Below are 24,264 nucleotides of genomic sequence, written 5' to 3' on the forward strand. Positions count from 1 at the left end.
TCGGACGCCCGGGACCGGCGGTCCCCGGGCGGGTGCGCCCGGCAAAGGGTCCGGGCTCCAGAGGGTCCGCCGAAGGACCCGGTCTCAGGCGCCGACGCTCTCCTTGGGGGCGTCGGTGGTGGCGGCCGCCACGGGCTGCCCGTCAGCAGCGGCGGGGGCGGGCGCCTTGCGCAGTCCGGCCCGTACGGAGGAGGAGCCGCGGCTGCCACGGCCGGCCAGCCGGCGCACGATCAGATCGCCGAGCAGCTGGACGGCGATGACCAGGACGATCAGCAGCACGATCGTGATGATCATCAAGTTGGTCTCGTACTGGAGGTACCCGTAGGTGTACGCCAGGTTGCCCAGGCCGCCGCCGCCCACCGCGCCGGCGATGGCGGAGTAGCCGATCAGCGTGATGACGGTGGTGGTGACGGCCGCGACCAGCGCGGGCAGGGCCTGCGGGAGCAGCACCTTGAAGACGATGGTCCAGGTGCCGCCGCCCATGGACTGGACGGCCTCGACCAGGCCGTGGTCCACCTCGCGCAGTGCGGCCTCGACGAGCCGGGCGAAGAACGGGATGGCGGCGATGACCAGGGGGACGACCGCGCCGGTGGGGCCGATGGAGACGCCGACGACCAGGCGCGTGAAGGGGATCAGCGCGACCATCAGGATCAGGAAGGGGAAGGACCGGCCGATGTTCACCACCGCGCCGATGATCTTGTTGACCACGACGTTCTGCAGGACGCCGCCGCGGTCGGTCAGGATCAGCAGGACACCGAGCGGGATGCCGAACAGGACGGCGTAGAACGTCGACCACCACACCATGAAGAGCGTGTCGAGCGTGTTGTTGTACAGCAGTGGCTGCATCTGTGACCAGGTCACTTGGCACCTTCCTTCACCAGCGCGCCGGCGGGCGCCGTCGTCGCGGTCTCGGCCGGCTCGCCGGCGACGTCGACCTGGAGGCCCTGCTCGCGCAGGAAGCCGATGGGCACGACGTTCTCCTCGAAGCGGCCGGGCAGCTCGATGCGCATCCGGCCGATCTGCTTGCCGCCGACGGTGTCCATGGCGGCGCCGAGGATGGAGATGTCCACGTTGTACGTACGGGACAGCTCGGAGATCACCGGGCGGGTGGCGGCCTCACCGTGGAAGGTGACGTCCACGACCGTGCGGTCCGGGCCTGAGGGCTCGCCGCCGACCGGGAACAGCTCGCGGGCCAGCTCGGAGCCGGGGGTGGCGAGCAGTTCCGAGACGGTGCCCTGCTCGACGACGCGGCCGTTCTTCATCAGCGCGGCCGAGTCGCAGATCGTCTTGACGACGTCCATCTCGTGCGTGATGAGCAGCACGGTCAGGCCGAGCTGGCGGTTGAGGTCGCGCAGCAGCGTCAGGATGGAGCGGGTGGTCTCCGGGTCAAGGGCGCTGGTGGCCTCGTCGGAGAGCAGCACCTTGGGGTCGCCGGCCAGGGCGCGGGCGATGCCGACGCGCTGCTTCTGGCCGCCGGAGAGCTGGGCGGGGTACGCCTTGGCCTTGTCGGCGAGGCCGACCAGGTCGAGCAGTTCCAGCGCCTTGCGGGAGCGTTCGCGGCGGTCGACCTTGAGGATCTCGAGCGGCAGCTCGATGTTGTCCTGGACGGTGCGCGAGGACAGCAGGTTGAAGTGCTGGAAGACCATGCCGATGTGGCTGCGGGCGGCACGCAGCGCGGCGTTGGCGCGCTGTCCCTTGCCGGCCAGCGAGGTCAGCTCCTGCCCGGCGACGGTGACCGTGCCGGAGGTGGGGCGCTCCAGGAGGTTGACGCAGCGGATGAGGGTGGACTTGCCGGCGCCGCTCTGGCCGATGACGCCGTACACCTCGCCCTCGCGGACGTGCAGATCGACGCCGTCCAGGGCGGTGACTTCGCGGTCTCCTGAGCGGTAGACCTTGGTCAGGCCCGTTGTGGTGATCACAGGGAATTCCGTCACTGTCGTGTGCCGGGCGGCTCGCCCGCCGGGCACGGGGCATTCATTGCGGAGTGCGGCATGGGGGACCCGGAGGGCGCGGTGGCCCGGCTTCGGGTTCCGGTGACGCGGGGCGGCCAGGGCCGTGGCGTACGGACGGGCGTACGGCTCGCGCGGCGCAAGGCGGCGGGTCTCGCTTCGGGGCGCGAGGCTCGGCGGGGGCCCTCAGCGGTCACACATTCGACACATGCAACGAGCACCGGGCGTCATGGTCGCCTCGGTCGCAGGGGTGCGGTTGCTCGTCGTGGTCATGTTCGCCAGTAAACCAGACAGGCGTGCGGACCGATCAAGCCTGTCCGTATGGCGGACAGGCCCGACCGAGGGGTGGACGGCGGTCAGTCCGCCGTGCCGATTTCCAGGCCGTCGGCCGTGGCCTGCACGGACACCGCCGACAGGTCCGGTACGAGCACGTCGGCGGACAGCTCGTCGGCCCGGTGCGTTGTGGTCAACGCCACGGTCGTCATGCCGGCCGCACGGCCGGATTCCAGCCCGGCCGGTGCGTCCTCGAAGACCACGCAGCGGGCCGGGTCCACACCCAGCCGACGGGCGGCCAGCAGGAACGGCTCGGGGTCCGGCTTGCCGCGGGTGATGTCGTCGGCGGCTATCAGGGTCTTCGGGCGGATGCCGACCTCGGCGAGCCGGGCCTCCGCCAGGCGGGCCGTGGCGGAGGTGACCACCGCCCAGCGCTCCGGCGGCAGCTGGGACAGCAGCTCCAGGGTGCCGGGCAGCGCCACCACGCCGCCCGGGACGTCCTCGACCTCCAGCTGCTCGATGCGGGCCAGTGCCTCGGGTGTCCGGGCGGCGGGCAGCAGATCGGCGATGATCTCGGCGGCCGGGCGTCCGTGCAGCTCGACGCGGGCGAAGTCCTCGGGCGCGATCCCGTACTCCTCGGCCCACCGGGTCCAGCAGCGGTACACCGATTCCAGGGAGGAGACGAGGGTGCCGTCGTTGTCGAAAAGCAGCGCGGCTGCGGAGATCTTCATGCTGGGCCAGCGTACGTGACAGCGGGTGACCGCCAGGAGCAGCCCCGGGCGTGACCGCCTGGAGCGACGGCCGGTGACCGTACGGAGCGGCGCCGCCGGCCCGGGAGGGCGACCGCGGCGAGCGGCCGCGCACCACCGGCGGGCCCGCGCGCACCCGCGCCCCGGCCGCCGATTAGAGTCACCTCATGCCCCTTTTCTCCACTGCGCGCAGCCGCGCCGCGCGGAGGTCCCGGTGATCGACGCGCTGACGGTCGCCATCGGCGTGACCGCGCTCGCCCTGGCCGCCTGGTGCGGCTTCGCCGCGTACCGCGACGAGCCGACGAAGGACTGGCACTTCATCGGCATGGCCGTGGTCTCGCTGCTCGGTGTGGTCCAACTCGTCGTCGGGCTGGTGCAGTTGGGGGGCGGCCAGACACCGCGGGACGGTACGGCGATCTTCGTCGCCTATCTGATCGGGGCGGCGGCCTGCGTACCGGCCACCGGCTTCATGTCGCTCTCGGAGCGGACGCGCTGGGGCTCGGCGACCGTCGCCGCGGGCGCGGTGGTCCTCGCCGTACTGGAAGTGCGGCTGTTCGACATCTGGGGAGGCGGCCATGGCTGAGACATCCGCGGGAGCCCGGTCCACCGAGGCCGTACCGGAGGGCGCTGCCGGGAAGCGGCGCTCCCTGGGCACCGGACCCGGGCGGCTGCTGGTCGCCCTGTACGGCGTCTTCACCGTCGCCGCCGCGTCGCGCGCGGCCTACCAGCTGATCGCGCAGTTCGACCGGGCGCCGCTGGCGTACATCCTGTCCGCGGTGTCCGCGGTGGTCTACGCCTTCATCCTGTTCTCGCTGGTGCGCGGCGGCGAGGGGGCCCGCAGGGCCGCGGTCGTGTGCTGCGCGCTGGAGCTGATCGGCGTGCTCGGCGTCGGGACGTGGACGCTGGTGGACCGCTCCGCCTTCCCGGACGCGACCGTCTGGTCGGACTTCGGGATGGGATACCTCTTCATCCCGGTCTTCCTGCCGGTGACCGGCCTGCTGTGGCTGCGGCGGGCCCGCCGGGCGTGACGCGTTCCCCGGCGGGCCCCCACTGTGCGGATCCGGCCGGTCAGGCGCTCGCCACGTAGGCCTGCGGCGTGCCGTCCGCGGGGGTCTTGGCGGCGGCCGCTTCCTTCTCCAGGGTGACCAGGCTGAGCCGGGTGCTCAGCTGCTCGGTGCCGACGGACGCGTAGCCGTGGCTGCGGTACAGGCGCAGGTTGCCCTCGCTGCGGTGGCCGGTGGACAGGCGGTAGCGCTTGGCCGAGCGTTCGGCGGTCAGCCGCTCCTCGACGGCGGTGAGCAGCCGCCCGCCGAGGCCGTGGCGCTGCATCCGCGGGTGCACGACGAGCTTGCCGATGGCGGCGGTGCCGTCCGCGTCGACCGTGCCGCGCACCGCCCCGACGACCTCCGTGCCGAGCCGGGCCACCACCACGCAGGCGTCGCTCAGTTCGGCGCGCAGGTCATCCAGGGTCTGGGTGAGCGGCTGGATCGCGTAGTCGTCGTACAGCGCGGCCTCCGGCTGGTAGCAGAGGTACTGGAGTTTGAGGATCTGCTCGGCGTCCTGGTCGGTCGCCTCCGAGATGGTCACGCTCATGCCCATGCGCGTATGCCTCCCCTTATTCGGTTCGGTGCGCCCGGGCGTGCAGAGGGTGAGAGGGTACGCCCGGACCGGTTGCCCTGACTGACGGAGCCGTGTGGTGCACGCCGCCGTCGTGGCGCGGCTGACGCTGCTGCTTCCGGGCTCCCCGGTTTTGCGCAGCGGCAACCTCCGCCGTGAGCATTCTGCGCAGGCATCCCAGGCAACGGGAACGGACCGGCCCCAAGCTCCCCTGTGACATTCCCAACTCAGATGAGAGCTCGCGGTAGGTGAAATCGGAGCGCGACAGCAGGGCGCGCACCAGGGCGGGGCAGCGTCCGGGGAGCCGTTCGACGGCGGCGAGCAGCCTGTGCCGCTCTTCTCTTTCCAGCGCCGCGCGTTCGGCGACGGCCGCGATCAGCGGCTGCGGTCCGGTGGGGTCGTACGGGACCTCCCGCAGTGCCAGCCGCCGAGCGCCGCGGGCTTCGGCGCGGACCGCGCGGCGCAGCCAGCGGGCGGGTTCGGCGGGCGGCCCGGCCGCGCGGGTGTGCTCCAGCAGCCGGGTCCACACGCCCTGTTCGAGGTCCTCGGCGTCGGCTCCCGCGGCGGCCGCCTCGGCCGCGACTTCGGCGGTCAGCAGGGGGCGCAGCGTACGAATGAGGTCGTTGTCCGTGGTGGCGTGCCGCATGGCCTGCGAGACGTGGCGGCGCGGCCGGGTGGTTTCGCCGGTGCCCGGACCTCATTCGTCCGTGGCACCGGCGGTGCCGGGTTGACGCCCTTCGGCGCCGTCCGGTGTACCAGCGGATCAGCGCTCGCGGAACTCCGCCGCGGCCAGCAGCGCGGTGTCGCAGTTGTCGGAGAAGAGGCCGTCGATGCCGGTGGCCAGGCACTTCTTGAAGTAGCCCAGTGCGTCGCCGTACGCCGCCGGGTCGGTGCCGCGGCGGAAGTCGGCGGGCAGGAAGGTGTTCTCGTTGCGCCCGGTGTACGGGTGCAGGACCAGCCCGGCGGCGTGCGCGTCCTTGACGACGGAGCTGGGCTCGCCCAGCTTGTCGTCCTTGGTGCGCGGGAGGATGACGGTCAGGTCCGGGCCGATGCCCTGCGCGAAACCGGAGATCCACTTCAGGCCGGCCGGCTTGACCAGGTCGGCGGTGGTACGCGGGTCACCCGCCACCTCGAAGTCCCAGGGGCGGTCCTTGAGGGTGCCCAGCAGGAGGACCTTGGGGCAGTCGACGAGCTTGTCGAGCCGCTGGAGGCTGCTGGGTTCGAAGGACTGCAGGAAGTTGGGCGCGTGCTTCTTGTGGCGGCCGTACTTGCGCAGCAGCCGGGCGAGACGTTCCTCCAGGCCCAGGCCGAGCTTGCGGAAGTAGGTGGGGTGCTTGGTCTCGATGTGCAGCCAGATGCGGCGGCCACGCTTGCGGCCTTCGCGGTCGGCCCACTTCAGCACCTCTTCGAAGGTGGGTACGTCCCACACGCCGTCATAAAGGGTGTTGTGCTGCCGGGTGCCCGGAATGCGCTCCTTCGCCCGGAGCGTCTTCAGCTCGGCGAGCGTGAAGTCCTCGGTGAACCAGCCGGTGAGCTTGACCCCGTCGACCGTCTTCGTCGTCCTGCGGGCCGCGAACTCCGGGTGCGCCGAGACGTCGGTGGTGGCCGTGATGTCGTTTTCGTGCCGGCAGACGAGGTGGCCGTCCTTGGTGGGTACGACGTCCTGCTCGATGATGTCGGCGCCCATGTCCAGCGCGAGCTGGTACGAGCCGAAGGTGTGCTCGGGGCGGTAGCCGCTGGCGCCGCGGTGGCCCACGATCAGCGGTACGGGCAGCTTGTCGTGCGCGCCGTGGCCGCGCCCGCGGGAACTCGCGGCGCTCGCCGTGCCGGTGCCGCCCCAGACCGCCGCACCCGCGCCGAGGGCCGCCGCGCCCAGTACCGTCCGGCGTCCCGGCTGCTGCCGTTCCTGCATGATCGCGCTCCTCGCTCCACGGCGCCGGTGAGGGTGTCCGGCACCTGACAATGGGGTCGGGGCGATCCTAGGCGCGTACAGCTTTCGAACGGGAGACCTGGCCCCCAACGCGCGGGAAACCCACGTCAACTCTGCGTATCGCTCCCGTGAACCCGATGTGCGATCGAGGCCGGCCGACGAGTATCGTCCTGGGCTGCATACTCTTGCACGCTCGCGGCGGCCGCCGCAGACCACCCACGACCGGAGGGCCCGTTGTCCCGCATTCTGCTGAAGGCGTTTCTCGGATTCGTCATGCGTGTCCTGTTCCGCCCGAAGGTCGAGGGCGCGGAGCGCATTCCCGGCAGCGGACCGGTGATCCTGGCCGGCAACCACGTCACGTTCATCGACTCGCTGTTCCTGACCCTCATCGTCAAGCGGCCGGTGTTCTTCATCGGCAAGGACGAGTACGTCACCGGCAAGGGTCTCAAGGGCCGCCTGATGGCCTGGTTCTTCACCACCGCCGGCATGATCCCGGTGGACCGGGACGGCGGGCACGGCGGCGTCGCCGCGCTGATGACCGGCCGCCGGGTACTGGACGAGGGCCACGCGTTCGGCATCTACCCCGAGGGCACCCGCTCCCCCGACGGCCGCCTGTACCGCGGCCGTACCGGCATCGCCCGCCTCGCCCTGATGACCGGCGCGCCCGTCGTGCCGTTCGCGATGATCGGCACCGACAAGGTGCAGCCCGGCGGCAAGGGCCGCCCGCATCTGGCGCCGGTGACCTGCCGCTTCGGTGAACCGCTGGACTTCTCCCGCTACGAGGGCATGGACCGGGACCGCTACGTGCTGCGCGCCGTCACCGACGAGGTGATGAGCGACGTCATGGAGCTGTCCGGCCAGGAGTACGTGGACATGTACGCCACCAAGGCACGCGCGGCCTGACCGCCGCCGCACCCGCCACGCGCAGGGCCCCGTCCGACTCCGGGCGGGGCCCTGCGCGTCGCCGTGCCACGGCTACGGCTCCGTACCCCCTCAACAGGGCACGCGGAAACCTTCCGCCGTCGGCCGCCCGGCGGCGAGCGCCGCGGCCTCCGCCCGGGGCAGCACCTTGCCGTCCGCACTGCGCAGGCGCGGCGGGACCGTGGTCTCGCCGATCCGCGCCTGCGGGGCACTGCCGTTCTTCACCGTCACCCGGTTCAGCGGCGCGGGCGCGATCTGCTGCCGCTCCTTGATGTACGCGACGAAGCTCTCGAAGTCGCGGTTGTGCCGGAAGGGCCGGGTGAAACCGGTGAACGCCGGATATCCGTCCTGATTGAGCAGCGTGTACGAGGGCGCCGCGACCCGGTACGAGCGGGCCACGTCCAGCGCGGTGCCGTCGATGAACACATCGGCGGGGTCGACCCGGTCGCCCGCCGGGCCCGTCGCGTCGAAGCTGTAGCGGACGTTGGCGGAGACGGCCAGCGGCGCGTACTTCAGACCGCCGCCGGCGGGCACGGTCCACTGCTGCTCCAGCACGTCGTGGAGCTGCTGACCGGTGACCGTTGCGGTGACGATCGGGTCGCCGAAGCCGACCGCGTTCCACGCCTTGCCGAAGGCGACCGTGCCGCCCGTCGCGGAGTCGTACGTGAGGTCCCCGGCGATGATGGCCTGCCCGATGCGCGGCGCGATGGCGATGAGGGCCAGGTCGGCGGGGACGGCAGGGTCGAGGTTGGCGTCGTTCATCGGGCCCTGCGGCTGCCGCCCGGCCCACAGCGCCCAGTCGGCCACCAGATCGCCCATGGTGCTCTCGCCCGCCGCGTTGCGGCTCCGGGTGAAGGAGGCGGTCTGCTTGCCGAGCGGGACGGCGGCGCGCCGGGCACCGTACCCGGCCCAGTACTTGACGACCTCGGCCAGCTCCGGGTGCGGCGCCACGTCGCGGGTGTTGGGGTGGTTGGTGGAAGTGGTCAGCTCGCGGACGACCTTGCCGGTGCCCGGGTCCAGCCGGAGGCTGATCTCGTTGACGATCTGGCCGTGGCAGCCGGCCTCGACGAACGGGCGGGGTACGCCGTCGGGATCGGGCACCATCATGGTGAAGGCGGTGTGCCAGTGGCCGCAGACGATGGCGTCGATGTCCGGCGAGCAGCGCAGCGCCAGCTCGTAGGCGGGCCCCGAGGGGTTGGTCCCGCTGTTGAAGTCGCCGCCGGCCACCGCGCCGTCGTGCATGCTGAGCACGATCGCGTTGACGCCCCGTGACTTGAGTTCGGCCGCGCAGCGGTTGGCGGTGGTCAGCTGGTCGAGGGTGCGCAGCCCCGGCTGGTAGGAGGCGGGCATGGTCTCGGTGCCGATGGCGGTCAGGTGGATGAAGCCGATCGGCAGCCGCCGCCCCTTGCCGGCGTCCACCCACTCGATGTTGTACGGCGGCAGGACCCGCTCCCCGGTGGCGGCCCACACCGTGTTGGCGCCGTAGTACGCGAAGTCGGCGCCGTGGAAGCGCTGTCCGGAGGAGTCGACGAAGGAGTTGTCCCAGTCGACCGTCGGATAGGAGATGCCGTCCACCATGTGCTGGGACAGGAAGGCGGGCGACTTGTCGAACTCGTGGTTGCCGGCCGAGGCGAAGTCCATGCCCATCCGGTTCAGGGCTTCGATGGTCGGTTCGTCGGCGAGCGACTCGGCGGGGAACTCCCAGCCGGAGAAGAGGTCGCCGGGCGCGAAGAAGAGGGAGTTGGCGCGGCCCGCCCGCAGCCGTTCGAGGTGCGCGGCCATGTAGGCCACGCCGCCCACGGTGTACTTCTTGCCACCGGCGCCGGTGATGACCGCGCTGCTGCCCGGCGCAGCCTGGAGGTACCCGTGGAGGTCGGTGATGTTGAGCAGTTGCACGTCCACGTACTCGTCAGCCGACCGCGCGTCGCGCGCGTGTCCGGAAGCGAAGGCGTGGGTGCCGACCGCGGTGGCGGTGGCCAGGGCCCCCGCCGCGGTGAAGAACATGCGTCTGCCGAGCTCTGCCAAGGTCGTCACCCTCCTGAGAGTGCCCGAGTGCGGGGGAACGACTGGAGAGTCAAACGAGCCATGGGAGCCTTCCGGCCCATTTGAGGCGGCCGGAATGTGAACGGGCGGGGGACAACTGCCCTCCCCCGCCCGGTATGACGGATCACCCTGGCCGGTGACGCACGGATTCCGGTTCAGTGGGCGTACGGCCGCGGGCCCAGCGACGTACGCCCGGCGGCTCAGTGGCGTCCAACCGCGGACGCTGCACTGCCACGGGCGCGGTGCCGCACGGCCCCGGATTCACTGCTGCGCGCTCTCCGGTGCGGTCTCCGGCTCGGTCCCCGCCGCGGCCGAGCCGTCCTCCAGCCGCTGGCCGCGCAGCAGGAACCACGCGGCGCAGGCGGCGGCGATCAGGACGGCCGCGCCGACCCCGGCCGCGGTGTCCAGGCCGTCGACGAAGGCGTGCTGGGCCGTCTTCAGCAGGCCGGCCCCGGCGTCGGCCGGGAGGGCGCCGGACGCCTCGACGGCGCCGCCGAGCGACTCCCTGGCGGCGTTCGCGGCCGTCTCGGGCACGCCGTGCGGGGTGGCGAAGTCCCGGTAGATGCCGGTGACGATGGAGCCGAGCAGCGCGATGCCGAGCGCTGCGCCCAGTTCGTACGCCGTCTCCGAGACCGCGGACGCGGCGCCCGCCTGCTCCTTGGGCACGCTGGAGAGGATCACGTCCGCGGTGACGGTGAAGGCGAAGCCCGCGCCGACGCCGACGACGAACAGGATCGTGCCGAGGGTCAGGGTGCTGGTGTCCTGGTCCAGGCCGATGCAGCCGGCCAGGGCCAGGCCGACGACGCCCAGTCCGCCGGCCACGACGAGCCGTACGGACAGCCGCCGGGCGACGTATCCGGCGGCCAGGCCCGCGCCCACCGCGCCGATCGCGGCGGGCAGTTCGACCAGGCCCGCGTTGAGCGGCGAGCGCATCTGCACCATCTGGAGGAACTGCGAGAGGAAGAAGACCAGCCCGGACAGGCCCAGGATGGTCAGCAGGTCGGCCAGTACGGCGCCGGAGAAACCGCGGTGCCGGAAGAGCTTCATGTCCAGCAGCGGTGAGGCCAGGGTCTGCTGCCGCCGGACGAAGGTGACCAGCGCGAGCGCCCCGAGGACGGCGGCCGCCGCGATGTCCCAGCGGAGGCCGTGCGCCGACGCCTCCTTGACCGCGTAGACGATGCCGACCATGCCCACGAGGGACAGGCCGACGCTGGGCAGGTCCCACGGACCCGGGTCCGGGTTGCGGGACTCCGGCAGCACCTTGGCACCGATGATCACCAGCAGGGCCATCACGGGCAGGTTGATCAGGAAGACCGAGCCCCACCAGAAGTGGCCGAGCAGGAAGCCGCCGAGCACCGGGCCGACGGCGGCGCCCGCCGAGGCCATGGCGCCCCAGATGCCGATGGCCAGGCTGCGTTCCTTGGGGTCGTGGAAGAGGTTGCGGATCAGGGCGAGGGTGGACGGCATCAGCGTGGCGCCCGCCACACCCAGCAGCGCCCGCGCCGCGATCATCATGGCCGGTGAGCCCGCGTACGCGGCGAGCACCGACATGGCGCCGAACACGACCGATCCGGTCAGCAGCAGCTTCTTGCGTCCGATGCGGTCGCCGAGGCTGCCCATGGAGACCAGCAGACCGGCGATGACGAACGAGTAGACGTCGCCGATCCACAGCAGCTGCGTGCCGGACGGGCGCAGGTCCTCGCTGAGGAACGGGGTGGCCAGGCCCAGGACGGTGGCGTCCACGCCGACCAGCAGGACGGCGAGGACGAGGACGGCGAGCGCGAGCCAGCGTCCGGGGCGGGGCTGGTCCTCCGCGGTGCAGCCGGTGCGGTCCGCGGTCTCCTTGGCGGGCTTGCTCATTTCTCCATGCTCCGTCGGATGCCGCCGAGCAGCAGCTCGGCGATCGAGTGGTCGAGGTCCCTGCGGGCGACGCGCCCTTCGTGCACGGCCCACGCGCCGGCGCCGATCAGTCCGTACAGCGCTTCGGTGAGCCAGACGGGGGTCAGGTCGATACGGAAGTCGCCCTCCTCCTGGCCGCGCCGGAACAGCGCGTGGATCCGGGCGTCCAGCCGCTCCCAGCCCGTGTTGACCTCCTCGCCCTCGAAGAGCTGGTTCTCGGTGTAGAGGAAGGCGAGGAACCCGGCGACCGGTTCGGTCTCGGCGATCAGCCGGCGCAAGGCCGTGACGGCGTCGTCCTCGTCGAGGCGGGCCGCGTCCAGCGCTCTGCCGAACTGTTCGATGCCCAGCTCCTCCAGCGCCTTGATCAGGGCGTCGCGGCCCGCGAAGTGGCGGTGGAGGGTGGCGCGGCTGATGCCGGCAGCCTTGGCGATCTCGTCCATGCCGGCGGTCGCCCTGCGGGTGAGCAGGCCGGCAGCTTCTTTCAGTACGTGTTCACGGTCAACGGCCATGAGACGGATAGTACCCGGATGAGACGCGAACGTCTCACGAGAAGCGTCCACGTCTCTTCGTCTGGAACGGCCGCGGGGCCCCCCCGCCAAGCCAGAGGGGTGCCGAGCCCCCGGACTACCCCCCCCCCCCACTCACCGCCCACCCACCTCTCCCCCCCCGCACCCCCCCACCCCCCCCCCCCCCCCCCTCTCCCCCCTCCCCCCCCCCCCCCCCCCCCCCCCCCCCCCCCCCCCCCCCCCCCCCCGACCCAGGGGCCGAGCACCGCCGTCCGGCGCTCGCCACCCACCGTCTCCCAGCAGGTATCCGCCGGCTCAGCGCTTGGCGTCCGCCCACGCCCGCTGCGTGGCCAGGTCCGCCTTGACCTCCGCCAGCTGGACGGCGACGGCGGACGGGGCCGTGCCGCCCCGTCCGCTGCGCGAAGCCAGCGCGCCGGGCACGTTCAGGACCGTACGGACCTCAGGGGTCAGGTGCGGCGAGATCGCGGCGAACTGCTCGTCGGTCAGCTCGTCCAGTTCGATGCCGCGCCGCTCGCACTCCTTGACGCACTCCCCGGCGACCTCGTGCGCCACCCGGAACGGCACGCCCTGCCGTACGAGCCACTCGGCGATGTCCGTGGCCAGCGAGAACCCGGCCGGGGCCAGCTCCGCCATCCGCTCCCGGTTGACGGTCAGCGTGGCCATCATCCCGGTGAACGCCGGCAGCAGGACCTCCAGCTGGTCGCAGGAGTCGAAGACCGGCTCCTTGTCCTCCTGGAGGTCGCGGTTGTAGGCCAGCGGCAGCGCCTTGAGCGTGGTCATCAGGCCCGTCAGGTTGCCGACCAGCCGGCCGGACTTGCCGCGCGCCAGCTCGGCGATGTCCGGGTTCTTCTTCTGCGGCATGATCGAGGAGCCGGTGGAGAAGGCGTCGTGCAGGGTCACGAAGGAGAACTCCTTCGTGTTCCAGATGATGATCTCCTCGGCGATCCGGGACAGGTCCACACCGATCATCGCGGTGATGAACGCGAACTCGGCGACGAAGTCCCGCGAGGCGGTGCCGTCGATGGAGTTGGCCGAGCTGCCGTGCTCGAACCCGAGATCGGCGGCGACCGCCTCCGGGTCCAGGCCCAGCGAGGATCCGGCCAGCGCCCCCGATCCGTACGGGGACACGGCCGTCCGTTCGTCCCACTGCCGCAGCCGCTCCGCGTTCCGCGACAGCGCCTGGACGTGCGCGAGAACGTGGTGCGCGAACAGCACCGGCTGCGCGTGCTGAAGATGCGTACGGCCCGGCATGGCCACGTCCGGATGGGCCTCCGCGAGACCGACCAGCGCCTCCTGAAGATCGGCGATCAGCCCACCGATGATCCGGGCGTGGTCCCGCAGATACATCCGGAACAGCGTGGCGACCTGGTCGTTACGGGACCGCCCGGCCCGCAGCTTGCCGCCGAGGTCGGGCCCGAGCCGCTCCAGCAGCCCCCGCTCCAGCGCGGTGTGCACGTCCTCGTCGGCGATGGTGCCGACGAAACCGCCGTCGGCGACATCGGCCTCCAGCTGGTCGAGTCCCCCCAGCATCCGCGCGAGCTCGTCCTCGCTGAGCAGTCCCGCCTTGTGCAGCACGCGCGCGTGGGCACGGGAGCCCGCGATGTCGTACGGCGCCAGCCGCCAGTCGAAGTGGACGGAGGCGGACAGCTTCGCCAGGGCCTCGGCGGGCCCGTCGGCGAACCGGCCGCCCCAGAGCCGGACGTCACCGCTGTTGCTGCTCACTTGCTCAGCTCCTCGTGGATGGTGAGATGTACGGTCCCCGGCGGCCGGACGAACCGGCCACCGGGGACGGAGTCGGGGAAGCGCCCTGACCCGGGACGAATCCCGTCCCTACGCCAGGTCCCGCTTGGCGGCGATCTTCGACGACATCCCGAAGATCTCGATGAAGCCCTTCGACAGCGACTGGTCGAAGGTGTCCCCCGTGTCGTACGTCGCCAGGTTGAAGTCGTACAGCGACTGCTCGGACCGCCGCCCGGTGACCACCGCACGCCCGCCGTGCAACGTCATCCGGATGTCACCGGAGACCGCCTGGTTCGCCTCCTCGACGAACCCGTCCAGGGCCCGCTTCAGCGGCGAGAACCACAGACCGTCGTACACCAGCTCGCCCCACCGCTGCTCGACCTGCCGCTTGTACCGGGCCAGCTCGCGTTCGACGGTGACGCTCTCCAGCTCCTGGTGGGCGGTGATCAGCGCGATCGCGCCGGGCGCCTCGTAGACCTCACGGGACTTGATGCCGACCAGCCGGTCCTCGACCATGTCGATCCGGCCGATGCCCTGCGCGCCGGCCCGCTCGTTCAGCTGCTGGATCGCCTGGAGGACGGAGACGGGCTTGCCGTCGATCGCGACCGGCACGCCCTCCTTGAAGGTGATGACGACCTCGTCGGCCTCGCGCGGGGCGGCGGGGCTGGAGGTGTACTCGTACACGTCCTCGATCGGCGCGTTCCAGATGTCCTCCAGGAAGCCGGTCTCCACAGCCCGCCCGAAGACGTTCTGGTCGATCGAGTACGGCGACTTCTTGGTGGTGGTGATCGGCAGGTTCTTGCTCTCGCAGAACGCGATCGCCTTGTCCCGCGTCATCGCGTAGTCCCGGACCGGGGCGATGCACTGCAGATCGGGGGCGAGGGAGGAGATGCCGGCCTCGAACCGCACCTGGTCGTTGCCCTTGCCGGTGCAGCCGTGCGCGACGGTGCTCGCGCCGTGCTTCTTGGCGGCGGCGACCAGGTGCTTGACGATCGTCGGCCGGGACAGCGCGGAGACCAGCGGGTACCGGTCCATGTACAGCGCGTTGGCCTTGATCGCCGGGAGGCAGTACTCGTCCGCGAATTCGTCCTTGGCATCCGCGACCTCGGCCTCGACCGCCCCGCAGGCGAGCGCGCGCTTACGGATGACATCCAGGTCTTCACCGCCCTGGCCGACATCCACAGCCACGGCGATGACCTCGGCGCCCGTCTCCTCGGCGATCCAGCCGATGGCGACGGAGGTGTCCAGGCCGCCCGAGTAGGCGAGTACGACGCGCTCGGTCACGGGTTTCTCCTTACGGTGCATTCGCTGATGGGTATAACTATGCACTCCACCGCATGATTCGTCAACGCGCACCACCCGAATGGCGCAGCCACCGTGGCGACACAAGCCGTCCGCGCAGGTCAGGCGCCCCTCAAGAGGCTTCGCCCCCTACTCCCCCAGAACCTCCACGAGCACCGTCACATGGCTCAGCTCCAGGTCCTTGGTCGCGGTCAGCAGCGTCAGCGGCCCCGCCGCCACCCGCTCCCGCAGCCCGTCGAGCGCCTCGACGGCCGGCGAAGCGGCCAGCTCCTGCCGGTACCGCTCGGCGAACTCCTCGTACCGCTCGGCCCGGTGCCCATACCAGACACGCAGCTCCCTCGAAGGCGCCACGTCCTTGCACCACTCATCCAGTCGCGCGGCCTCCTTCGACAGCCCCCGCGGCCACAACCGGTCGACCAGGACCCGCGCCCCGTCCCCGGCCCCGGGCGCCTCATACACCCGGCCCTGCCGGATCTCTCCACGCTGATCACTCATGGCGCCATGCAACCACTCCCCCACGGGCGCCGCGCGGCACTTTCCCGCCCCTTTTCGACCGTTCTGCACTCCCGCAGGGACCCCGCTTTGGATTCAGAGGCCAGTACAGGGTATTTTTCTTGTGCACGCCGCGACCGGGGAAACCCGGCCGAAGCGAGCACCGGGACGTGGCGCAGCTTGGTAGCGCACTTGACTGGGGGTCAAGGGGTCGCAGGTTCAAATCCTGTCGTCCCGACTCGTGAGAGTCGCAGGTCAGGGCCTTGTTTCACTTCGGTGGGACAGGGCCCTCGATCGTTTTCCCGTTTATGGCGGGAGGCGGCCGTGGCGTGCAGCTCGTTCCATGAGTGCGGGCGGCCGACCGTGGCGGCGTCGGGGACGAGCGGGAGCGCTACGGCCAGAGCCGCGGCGGCCTCTCCCGTACCGGCGTACGCAGATGCCCGACGGCGCCGTCCCGGTCCCCGTGGGTGGGCGACCTCGTTCATGACGAGGAGGCCCACCGGCGCGGAATCGTCACAGACGTGCGGGGCGGGACCCTGTGGGTGCTGCGACCGGAATGGGGACAGGGCCGGCGGCCCGAGCGGCTGACCGTGGTGATCCCGCGCGAGCACATGCGGGGCCGGTTGCAGCGGCGTACTGCGGCGGTCCCTCACGCGTACGCGGCGTCGTCACCCCACCCTCGCTCCGCCCCGGATCACCGCGACCACGTCGTGCACCGCCTTGATGTCCGTCAGCGGATCACCTCCCACCGCGACCAGGTCCGCGTCGTACCCCGCTGCGACGCGGCCCTTGCGGTCGCCCACGCCGCATACCCGTGCCGCCGTCGAGGTCGCCGCCCGCAGGGCCTGTACGGGATGGAAGCCGAAGTCGGCCATGGCGGTGATGCCGTACGGGTGGCTGCCGTGGGCCTTGACCGGGAAGATGCCGGAGTCGCTGCCCAGGGCCATGGTCACGCCGGCCTCGCGGAGGGCGGCGAGGCCGGTGATGAGGGACGGGATGCGGCGGGCGATGTGGGCCGGTGGGGGCGGGCCGCCGGGGAGGGCGCCGAGGGTGAGGGAGGCGGTGACGCCGCGGCGGGTCATCTCCTCGATCACCTGGCGGTCGAAGTCGACGCCGGTCTCGGTGAGGAAGAAGCAGTGTTCGATGGTGTCGAAGCCGGTTGCGACCGCTTCGCGGATGCCGGAGACGGCGTGGGCGTGGGCGGTGACGGGCAGGCCGTGGCGGTGGGCCTCGTCGACGATGGCGCACAGTTCGTCGCGTCCGTACTGCACGCTGTACGGGTCCGAGCCGGGGGTGAGGTCACCGCCGGTCACCATGACCTTGACGAGGTCGGCGCCGCGTTCGGCCCGTTCCCGTACGGCCGCGCGGACGCCGTCCAGGCCCTCCGCCTGGCCGCCGAGGAACCAGCAGTGGCCGCGAGTGGTGGTGAGGGGCGGGCCGGAGGCGACCACGTGCGGGCCCGCCGCCGGGTCGCGGGCGGTCTCCGCGCGCAGGCGCAGGGTGAGGTAGCCGCGGTCGCCGAGGTCTCGTACGGTCGTCACCCCGGCGGACAGGGAGGCTCGCGCGGCGGCCCGGATGCGTTGCAGGAGGGTGGCGTCGTCGGCGGCGGTGAGCCGGCCGATGACGTCGTCGCTCGCGTCGAAGGTGAGATGGGTGTGGGTGTCGATGAGACCGGGGAGGAGGATGGCGGCGCCCAGGTCGAGGATTTCGGTGCCGAGGAGCGGTGGCCCGCCGGGGTGGACGGCGGCGATCCGGCCGTTCTCGATCAGTACGGTGGGCCGTTCGATCAGTCCCGGGCCCACCCCGTCGAACAGTGCTCGTGCGCGTACCGCCAGCATCCGTCCTCCCGTGCCGCCCGGCCGCCGCGGCCGGGACGGGGTCCCAGTACAGCCGCCGGACGGCGGGAGGTCCAGGGCGGCTCAGCGTGCCTTCTGCGCCAGGTTGAGCAGGTGGTCGGCGAGCGCCTGGCCGCCGGCCGGGTCGCGGCTGATGAGCATCAGGGTGTCGTCGCCGGCGATGGTGCCGAGGATGTCGTGCAGTTCGGCCTGGTCGATGGCGGAGGCGAGGAACTGGGCGGCGCCGGGCGGGGTGCGCAGGACCACGAGGTTGGCGGATGCCTCGGCGGAGATGAGGAGTTCGCCGGAGAGCCGGCGCATCCGCTCCTCCTTGGCGGACTCCCCCAGCGGCGCCCGCGGTTTGCGGTCGCCGCCCTCGCTCGGTACCGCGTAGATCAGCTCACCGCCGGTGTTGCGGATCTTCACCGCGCCCAGTTCGTCCAGGTCGCGGGAGAGGGTGGCCTGGGTGACGGACAGGCCGTCGTCGGCGAGCAGCTTGGCGAGCTGGCTCTGGGAGCGGACGGCCTGCCGGTTGAGGATGTCCACGATCCGGCGGTGGCGGGCGGTGCGGGTCTGCGGTACGGCAGGCCCCCCGTGCAGCGTCTCGTTGTCCTGCGCCTCGGTCATCGTTGTCGTCAGTCTCCGGATCGTTGTACCCCGTGTGCCCCCGCGAGGGCCGCGTCGAGGACGGCGGGGAGCTTCCGGAGGAACGTATCCGCTTCGTCGTCCGAGACGATCAGCGGCGGGGCGAGCCGGATGACGTCCGGCGCGACCGCGTTCACCAGGAGGCCCGCGTCCTGAGCCGCTCGCTGCACCTGCGGTGCGACGGGCTCGGACAAGACGATACCCAGGAGAAGTCCCGCGCCGCGGACCTGGCCGACGAGCGGGTGCGCCGACGCCTCGATCCCGCCACGCAGCCGCTCGCCCACCCGCTTGACGTGGTCGAGGAGTCCGTCGGCCGCGATCGTGTCCAGTACGGCGAGCGCGCCCGCGCACACGACGGGGTTGCCGCTGAACGTCGAGCCGTGCGTTCCGGGGGTGAGCAGGCCGGCGGCCGGGCCGAAGGCGAGGGTGGCGCCGATGGGCAGGCCGCCGCCGAGGCCCTTGGCGAGCGTGATCACGTCCGCCTCGACGCCCTGGGCCTGCGACGCCAGCCAGTGGCCCGTACGGCCGATGCCGGTCTGGATCTCGTCCAGGACGAGCAGGGTGCCGGTGGCCTCGGTGATCTCGCGGGCGGCGGCGAGGTAGCCGTCCGGGGGCACGACGACACCGTTCTCGCCCTGGACGGGCTCGATGATCACCAGGGCGGTGTCGGTGGTGACGGCGGCGCGCAGGGCTTCGACGTCCCCGTACGGGACGAAGTCGACGTCCCCGGGGAGCGGCCGGAACGGGTCCTGCTTGGCGGGCTGGCCGGTGAGCGCGAGGGCGCCCATGGTGCGGCCGTGGAAACCGCCGGCCGTGGCGACCATGCGCGGGCGCCCGGTCAGCCGGCCGATCTTGAAGGCGGCCTCGTTGGCCTCCGCGCCCGAGTTGGAGAAGTAGACCCTTCCGGGGCGGCCGGCGATCCGCAGCAGCCGTTCGGCCAGCGCGACGGTCGGTTCGGCGACGAAGAAGTTGGAGACGTGCCCGAGCGTGGCGATCTGCTCGGAGACGGCGCGTACGACGGCGGGGTGCGCGTGGCCGAGGGCGTTGACGGCGATGCCGCCGAGGAAGTCGAGGTAGCCGTTGCCGTCGGCGTCCCAGACCTGGACGCCTTCGCCGCGTACGAGGGGGACGCGCGGCGTGCCGAAGTTGTCCATCATCGAGCCCTGCCAGCGCTCGGTGAGTGCGGTGTTGGACACCGCCGATCCGGTCGTGGTGCAGGTCGTCGTCCCCGTGGCCGCGCCGCTCATGCCGCTCCCGCCTTCTCGCTCTCGCCGCTGCCCGCGGCGTCGATGATGCTCGTGTTGCGGATGACGCCTGTGGTGTGCGTGATGTCTGTCTGCTCGTCCGGCACGACCATCGTGCCGATGCCCTCGTCGGTGAAGATCTCCAGCAGGATCGAGTGCTGGACCCGGCCGTCGATGACCCGGGCGGTGTGCACCCCGTTGCGTACGGCGTGCAGGCAGCCCCGCATCTTCGGCACCATGCCGCTGGCCAGGTCGGGCAGCAGCTTCTCCAGCTCGGTGGCGGTGAGCCGGGAGATCACCTCGTCGCTGTGCGGCCAGTCCTCGTACAGGCCCTCCACATCGGTCAGGACCATCAGCGTCTCGGCGCCGAGGGCCGCGGCCAGGGCCGCCGCCGCGGTGTCGGCGTTGACGTTGAAGACGCCGGTTTCGTCGCCCTCGTCGGCGCTGCGGGCGACGGAGGAGATGACCGGGATGCGGCCGTCGTCCAGCAGGGCCTGTACGGCGCCGGGGTCGATCGCGGTGACCTCGCCGACCCGCCCGATGTCCACCCGCTCCCCGTCGACCTCGGCGTAGTGCCGGGTGGCGGTCATCAGATGGGCGTCCTCGCCGGTCATGCCGACGGCGAGCGGGCCGTGCTGGTTGAGCAGCCCGACGAGTTCGCGCTGCACCTGCCCGGCGAGGACCATGCGTACGACGTCCATCGCCTCGGGCGTGGTGACCCGCAGGCCGGCCTTGAACTCCGACTTCAGGCCCAGCCGGTCCAGCTGGGCGCTGATCTGCGGACCGCCGCCGTGCACGACGACCGGGCGCAGTCCGGCGTGCCGCAGGAAGACCACGTCCTGCGCGAAGGCGGCCTTCAGCTCCTCGTCGACCATGGCGTTGCCGCCGAACTTGATGACGACGGTCCTGCCGTGGTGGCGGGTCAGCCAGGGCAGCGCCTCGATGAGGGTGCGGGCCTTGGGCAGCGCGGTGTGCTTGCGGGTGCTCATGACGAGTACGCGCTGTTCTCGTGGACGTAATCGGCGGTCAGGTCGTTGGCCCAGATCACCGCGGACTCGGTGCCCGCGCTGAGGTCGGCGGTGATCCGTACCTCCCGGTAGCGCATGTCGACCTGGTCCCGGTCCTCGCCCACCGAGCCGTTCCGGCAGACCCATACGTCGTTGATGGCGACGTTCAGCCGGTCCGGGTCGAAGACGGCGGAGGTGGTGCCGATGGCGGACAGCACCCGCCCCCAGTTCGGGTCCTCACCGTGGATGGCGCACTTGAGCAGGTTGTTCCGGGCGATGGACCGGCCCACCTCGACCGCGTCGTCCTCGCTCGCCGCGCCGACGACCTCGATCCGGATGTCCTTGCTGGCGCCCTCCGCGTCCCCGATGAGCTGCCGCGCCAGGTCGTCGCAGACCGTGCGGACCGCGTCGGCGAACGCCTCGTACTGCGGGACCTCGCCGGACGCGCCCGAGGCGAGCAGCAGCACCGTGTCGTTGGTGGACATGCAGCCGTCCGAGTCGACCCGGTCGAAGGTGGTCCGCGTCGCGTCGCGCAGCGCCCGGTCCAGGACCGGCGGCTCCAGGTCGGCGTCGGTGGTCAGGACGACGAGCATGGTGGCCAGTCCCGGCGCGAGCATGCCCGCGCCCTTGGCCATGCCGCCGACCGTCCACCCGTCCCCGCTGACCACCGCGGTCTTGTGCACGCTGTCCGTGGTCTTGATCGCGATGGCGGCCTTCTCCCCACCGTGCACGCTCAGCTCGACGGCGGCCTTCTCCACGCCCGGCAGCAGCTTGTCCATCGGCAGTCGCACGCCGATCAGTCCCGTGGAGGCGATGGCGACCTCGCCCGCGCTGTGCCCCTTGAGGACCTCGGCGGCCTTCTCCGCGGTGGCGTGGGTGTCCTGGAAGCCCTCGGGGCCCGTGCAGGCGTTGGCGCCGCCGGAGTTGAGGACGACGGCGGAGACCCGGCCGCCCTTGAGGACCTGCTCGGACCAGAGCACGGGGGCGGCCTTGACGCGGTTGCTGGTGAAGACGCCGGCGGCGGCCAGTCGCGGACCGTTGTTCACCACCAGGGCGAGGTCCGGGTTTCCGTTCTCCTTGATCCCGGCGGCGATGCCCGCCGCCGAGAAACCCTTGGCTGCCGTGACGCTCACGGTGCGACTCCGATCGTAGAGAGCCCGGTGGCCTCGTCGAGGCCCAGGGCGATGTTCATGCTCTGCACCGCGCCGCCGGCGGTGCCCTTCGTCAGGTTGTCGATGGCGCTGACCACGACGATCCGGCCGGCCGCCGCGTCGTGGGCGACCTGCACCAGCACGGTGTTCGACCCGTACACGGCCGCGGTGGACGGCCACTGCCCCTCCGGGAGCAGCTGGACGAACGGCTCGTCGCCCAGCGCCTTGTCGTAAACGGCCCGCAGGCCGGCGCTGTCCACGCCGGGCCGGGCCTTGGCGGAACAGGTGGCGAGGATGCCGCGGGACATGGGCGCGAGCGTCGGCGTGAAGGAGACCGTGACCGGCTCCCCCGCCGCGGCACTCAGGTTCTGCGCCATCTCCGGCGTGTGCCGGTGCACCCCGCCCACGCCGTACGGGCTCATCGAGCCCATCACCTCGCTGCCCAGCAGGTGCGGCTTGGGCGCCTTGCCCGCGCCGGAGGCGCCCGAGGCGGCGACCACGACGGCCTCCGGCTCGGCGAGCCCCGCCGCGTACGCAGGGAAGAGGGCCAGCGAGACGGCCGTCGGGTAGCAGCCCGGGACCGCGATCCGCCGGGCCCCGCGCAGGGCCGCACGGGCGCCGGGCAGCTCGGGGAGCCCGTACGGCCAGGTGCCGGCGTGCGGCGAACCGTAGAACTTCTCCCAGTCCGCGGCGTCCGCCAGCCGGAAGTCCGCGCCGCAGTCCACGACGAGCACCTCGGGCCCCAGCGCCTCGGCCACCGCGGCGGACTGCCCGTGCGGCAACGCGAGGAAGACGACGTCGTGCCCGGCCAGCGCCTCGGCCGTGGTGGCCACCAGCTCCCGCCCGGCCAACGGCACCAGATGCGGCTGGACCGCCCCGAGCCGCTGCCCCGCGTTGCCGTGCGCGGTCACCGCGCCGACCTCGACCTCCGGATGCCCCAGAAGCAGCCGCAGAACCTCTCCCCCGGCATAGCCACTCGCTCCGGCCACTGCTGCCCGTACTGACATGGACCCTCCTCCTCGAGGGCATGACTATACGGGCGTCGGCAGAGTTATGCAATGGTGGGGAGGGTGAACCTGGGTGTGACTGAGCGCTTGAGTCGGCTCCTTAGCGCTCCAGCCGGACCGGCCGAGCGTCGCAGTTGGCCCCTTGCCGCCCTTTCTGAAGCAGTGACGCCAGGTGACGGGCCGCCCCGGGAGCCGGCGGCGGCTGATCGCTCCAGTGGACACCAGTGAGCACGATGTCGCCGGCCCCTGTGAGATTCAGTCCGGCGGTCGCCGGTGGCCTGGCCGACTGCGGGGAGCCGCCTCGGTGAAGACGCAGAGCGGCGGGCCGTGGGGTCAGCCCCACGGCCCGCCGCGTGACGCCCTGTTTACGCTTCCGACCACCAGTTGACCCACAGCTCGGAGTCGTCGGTGATGACGAACGCGTACGGCCGCTGCTTCGCGTCCGGAGTGTCCTGAAGCGTGACTGCTTCACCGGGCCGCTCGACGATGCGGCCGGACGGTGTGTCCTGCGCGGCCCAGTGCCACGCCGAACCGTCCCACCAGTTCACGTACAGCTTCGAGTCGTCACCGATGACGAAGGCGTACGGGCGGGTGAAGGCGTTGGGGTCGTTCTGCCTCAGGACCACGCCCACGGAGTCGAGGATGAGCCGCCCGGAGGGCGCGCCCTGCGCGCTCCAGTTCCACTTGCCGCCGTCCCACCAGTTCACGTACAACTTCGAGTCGTAGCCCTGCACGAAGGCGTAGGGCCGCTCCGGGGCGTTCCGGTCGTTCCGGGCGCTGATGACGCCCGCGCCCTTCTTCACCGGCTGCCCGGACGGCGTGCCCTGGTCGCTCCAATTCCACTTGCCGCCGTCCCACCAGTTGACCCAGACGCGGGAGTCGTCGGTGATGACGAAGGCGTACGGGCGGGTGAAGGCGTTCGGGTTGTCGCGCACGGTGGTGACGCCCAGGGGGCGGAAGATGGCGCGGCTCGGCGGCGCGCCCTGGTCGCTCCAGTTCCACTTGCTGCCGTCCCACCAGTTGACCCACATCCGGAAGTCGTCGGTGAGGACGAACACGTACGGGCGCTGCGCCGCGTTCGGGTCGTTCCGCACGGAGACGACCCCGACGCCCTCACGGACCAGACGCCCGCTGGGCGCGCCCTGCGCGCTCCAGTTCCACTTGTTGCCGTCCCACCAGTTCACGTACAGCTTCGAGTCGTCGCCGATGACGAAGACGTACGGGCGCTGTGCCGCGCTCGCATTGTCCTGGACCGTGACTGCGCCGATCTTCTCAAGGACGGTACGGCCGGGCGGGGTTCCCTGGTCACTCCAGTGCCAGGCCTTGCCGTCCCACCAGTTGACGTGCAGCCGTGAGTCGTAGCCGCGGACGAAGACGTAGGGCCGCTGTGCGGCCTGCGGGTCGTCCTTCATGGTGACGGCGCCTGCGGTGGCCCGGACCCCGATGGTGCCGGTGGGCTTCTGCTGGTCGCTCCAGTGCCATGAACCCATGTCATTCCTCTCCGGCCCTCGAACCCGACACGTCGCGGGCAGGGCATACTGAGGTGAGATGTGCTCCGAGCGCCTGGCGCCGCACGAGGCAGCTGCCAGGACGTAGGGACAGGGTCCGGCCGGAGCCCCGCCAGGTGCTGCGGCGGACACTCTGGCACCGCACCTGCTGACTGTCACCGGCGCAGTGAGGAGAGCGACATTCCAGGGGCGCGATCCGGACACCGCTGACGAGATGGTGCATTTCCGTCGGTGAACCCTTCGTGACGATGAGCCCAGTGGCCCTCCGGCGCGAGGAAGCCGACGCGGCTGCACTCGACAAGCACACGACCCAAAGATCGGCCACACTCCTCTGCCCAAGACCGAACGTCACACCACACCACCAGCGGCGCATAGGGCAGTTGCTCCCTCCGGCCCACTGCGGCCGCTCAGCCGGGCCTCAGCTG

The 24,264-nt window shown here is 71.6% G+C and carries 22 protein-coding genes and 1 tRNA gene; 4 read left to right on the top strand and 19 right to left on the bottom strand.

Annotated features, from left to right (window positions below; translation table 11 throughout):
- Positions 1 to 84: 84 nt before the first annotated feature.
- The 3 genes from ACZ4Z1_RS01795 to ACZ4Z1_RS01805 form a co-directional block, all read right to left on the bottom strand.
- On the bottom strand, positions 85 to 861 hold the full coding sequence (locus ACZ4Z1_RS01795; protein WP_468484587.1) for a methionine ABC transporter permease: 777 nt from the start codon (positions 859 to 861) through the stop codon (positions 85 to 87).
- On the bottom strand, positions 858 to 1,919 hold the full coding sequence (locus tag ACZ4Z1_RS01800; RefSeq protein WP_468484588.1) for a methionine ABC transporter ATP-binding protein: 1,062 nt from the start codon (positions 1,917 to 1,919) through the stop codon (positions 858 to 860). The genes ACZ4Z1_RS01795 and ACZ4Z1_RS01800 overlap by 4 nt, the downstream gene beginning before the upstream one ends.
- A gap of 386 nt (positions 1,920 to 2,305) precedes the next feature.
- On the bottom strand, positions 2,306 to 2,953 hold the full coding sequence (locus ACZ4Z1_RS01805) for an HAD family hydrolase (RefSeq protein WP_468484589.1): 648 nt from the start codon (positions 2,951 to 2,953) through the stop codon (positions 2,306 to 2,308).
- 232 nt (positions 2,954 to 3,185) lie between these two features.
- On the opposite strand from ACZ4Z1_RS01805, the gene ACZ4Z1_RS01810 reads away from it, so the two are divergent.
- Positions 3,186 to 3,554, top strand: a complete 369-nt coding sequence (locus ACZ4Z1_RS01810) for a hypothetical protein (protein WP_468484590.1) — start codon at positions 3,186 to 3,188, stop codon at positions 3,552 to 3,554.
- Complete coding sequence (locus tag ACZ4Z1_RS01815; protein ID WP_468484591.1) at positions 3,547 to 3,999, top strand: hypothetical protein; 453 nt, start codon at positions 3,547 to 3,549, stop codon at positions 3,997 to 3,999. The genes ACZ4Z1_RS01810 and ACZ4Z1_RS01815 overlap by 8 nt, the downstream gene beginning before the upstream one ends.
- Positions 4,000 to 4,039: 40 nt before the next feature.
- Here ACZ4Z1_RS01815 and ACZ4Z1_RS01820 read toward each other — a convergent pair whose 3' ends face one another.
- The 3 genes from ACZ4Z1_RS01820 to ACZ4Z1_RS01830 all read right to left on the bottom strand — a co-directional run bounded on the left by ACZ4Z1_RS01820 (position 4,040) and on the right by ACZ4Z1_RS01830 (position 6,500).
- Positions 4,040 to 4,570, bottom strand: a complete 531-nt coding sequence (locus ACZ4Z1_RS01820) for a GNAT family N-acetyltransferase (RefSeq protein ID WP_468484592.1) — start codon at positions 4,568 to 4,570, stop codon at positions 4,040 to 4,042.
- A gap of 16 nt (positions 4,571 to 4,586) precedes the next feature.
- Entirely contained in the window at positions 4,587 to 5,234 is a 648-nt protein-coding gene (locus tag ACZ4Z1_RS01825; protein ID WP_468484593.1) for an RNA polymerase sigma factor, read from the bottom strand.
- Positions 5,235 to 5,351: 117 nt separating this feature from the next.
- Positions 5,352 to 6,500 (bottom strand): glycerophosphodiester phosphodiesterase, encoded by a 1,149-nt coding sequence (locus ACZ4Z1_RS01830; RefSeq protein WP_468484594.1) that lies wholly within the window; start codon positions 6,498 to 6,500, stop codon positions 5,352 to 5,354.
- Between the two features lie 252 nt (positions 6,501 to 6,752).
- Between ACZ4Z1_RS01830 and ACZ4Z1_RS01835 the strand changes: the two genes are divergently transcribed.
- Complete coding sequence (locus ACZ4Z1_RS01835; protein ID WP_468484595.1) at positions 6,753 to 7,421, top strand: lysophospholipid acyltransferase family protein; 669 nt, start codon at positions 6,753 to 6,755, stop codon at positions 7,419 to 7,421.
- A 90-nt stretch (positions 7,422 to 7,511) separates the two neighbouring features.
- Here ACZ4Z1_RS01835 and ACZ4Z1_RS01840 read toward each other — a convergent pair whose 3' ends face one another.
- From ACZ4Z1_RS01840 to ACZ4Z1_RS01865, 6 genes are all read right to left on the bottom strand, one after another.
- Positions 7,512 to 9,443 (bottom strand): bifunctional metallophosphatase/5'-nucleotidase, encoded by a 1,932-nt coding sequence (locus ACZ4Z1_RS01840; protein WP_468484852.1) that lies wholly within the window; start codon positions 9,441 to 9,443, stop codon positions 7,512 to 7,514.
- 300 nt (positions 9,444 to 9,743) lie between these two features.
- Positions 9,744 to 11,342 (bottom strand): MFS transporter, encoded by a 1,599-nt coding sequence (locus ACZ4Z1_RS01845; protein WP_468484596.1) that lies wholly within the window; start codon positions 11,340 to 11,342, stop codon positions 9,744 to 9,746.
- The gene (locus ACZ4Z1_RS01850) at positions 11,339 to 11,890 is read right to left on the bottom strand and encodes a TetR/AcrR family transcriptional regulator (RefSeq protein ID WP_468484597.1); all 552 of its coding nucleotides are present in this window, start codon (positions 11,888 to 11,890) and stop codon (positions 11,339 to 11,341) included. The genes ACZ4Z1_RS01845 and ACZ4Z1_RS01850 overlap by 4 nt, the downstream gene beginning before the upstream one ends.
- 312 nt (positions 11,891 to 12,202) lie before the next feature.
- Positions 12,203 to 13,630, bottom strand: coding sequence for an argininosuccinate lyase (gene argH, locus ACZ4Z1_RS01855; protein WP_468484598.1), 1,428 nt, complete (start codon positions 13,628 to 13,630; stop codon positions 12,203 to 12,205).
- Between the two features lie 108 nt (positions 13,631 to 13,738).
- The gene (locus tag ACZ4Z1_RS01860; protein WP_468484599.1) at positions 13,739 to 14,932 is read right to left on the bottom strand and encodes an argininosuccinate synthase; all 1,194 of its coding nucleotides are present in this window, start codon (positions 14,930 to 14,932) and stop codon (positions 13,739 to 13,741) included.
- A gap of 147 nt (positions 14,933 to 15,079) precedes the next feature.
- Entirely contained in the window at positions 15,080 to 15,445 is a 366-nt protein-coding gene (locus ACZ4Z1_RS01865) for a DUF488 domain-containing protein (protein WP_468484600.1), read from the bottom strand.
- A gap of 161 nt (positions 15,446 to 15,606) precedes the next feature.
- Between ACZ4Z1_RS01865 and ACZ4Z1_RS01870 the strand changes: the two genes are divergently transcribed.
- A tRNA-Pro gene (locus tag ACZ4Z1_RS01870) sits at positions 15,607 to 15,680 on the top strand.
- Between the two features lie 430 nt (positions 15,681 to 16,110).
- On the opposite strand, the gene ACZ4Z1_RS01875 is transcribed toward ACZ4Z1_RS01870, so the two are convergent.
- The 7 genes from ACZ4Z1_RS01875 to ACZ4Z1_RS01905 form a co-directional block, all read right to left on the bottom strand.
- Positions 16,111 to 17,280: a metal-dependent hydrolase family protein gene (locus tag ACZ4Z1_RS01875; protein WP_468484601.1), complete on the bottom strand. Its 1,170-nt coding sequence runs from the start codon at positions 17,278 to 17,280 to the stop codon at positions 16,111 to 16,113.
- Positions 17,281 to 17,361: 81 nt separating this feature from the next.
- Positions 17,362 to 17,904: an arginine repressor gene (locus ACZ4Z1_RS01880; protein ID WP_030999552.1), complete on the bottom strand. Its 543-nt coding sequence runs from the start codon at positions 17,902 to 17,904 to the stop codon at positions 17,362 to 17,364.
- A gap of 8 nt (positions 17,905 to 17,912) precedes the next feature.
- Positions 17,913 to 19,169, bottom strand: coding sequence for an acetylornithine transaminase (locus tag ACZ4Z1_RS01885; RefSeq protein ID WP_468484602.1), 1,257 nt, complete (start codon positions 19,167 to 19,169; stop codon positions 17,913 to 17,915).
- Positions 19,166 to 20,155 carry an acetylglutamate kinase gene (gene argB / locus ACZ4Z1_RS01890; RefSeq protein WP_468484603.1) on the bottom strand — a complete coding sequence of 330 codons (990 nt, stop codon included), beginning with the start codon at positions 20,153 to 20,155 and terminating at the stop codon, positions 19,166 to 19,168. The genes ACZ4Z1_RS01885 and argB overlap by 4 nt, the downstream gene beginning before the upstream one ends.
- A complete protein-coding gene (argJ, locus tag ACZ4Z1_RS01895) occupies positions 20,152 to 21,306 on the bottom strand; it encodes a bifunctional glutamate N-acetyltransferase/amino-acid acetyltransferase ArgJ (protein ID WP_468484604.1) in 1,155 nt (384 codons plus the stop codon). The genes argB and argJ overlap by 4 nt, the downstream gene beginning before the upstream one ends.
- On the bottom strand, positions 21,303 to 22,331 hold the full coding sequence (gene argC / locus ACZ4Z1_RS01900; RefSeq protein ID WP_468484605.1) for an N-acetyl-gamma-glutamyl-phosphate reductase: 1,029 nt from the start codon (positions 22,329 to 22,331) through the stop codon (positions 21,303 to 21,305). The genes argJ and argC overlap by 4 nt, the downstream gene beginning before the upstream one ends.
- Positions 22,332 to 22,696: 365 nt before the next feature.
- Positions 22,697 to 23,821 carry a PLL family lectin gene (locus ACZ4Z1_RS01905; protein ID WP_468484606.1) on the bottom strand — a complete coding sequence of 375 codons (1,125 nt, stop codon included), beginning with the start codon at positions 23,819 to 23,821 and terminating at the stop codon, positions 22,697 to 22,699.
- Positions 23,822 to 24,264 lie beyond the last annotated feature (443 nt).

This window comes from Streptomyces sp. NPDC030165 (genome assembly GCF_055573595.1).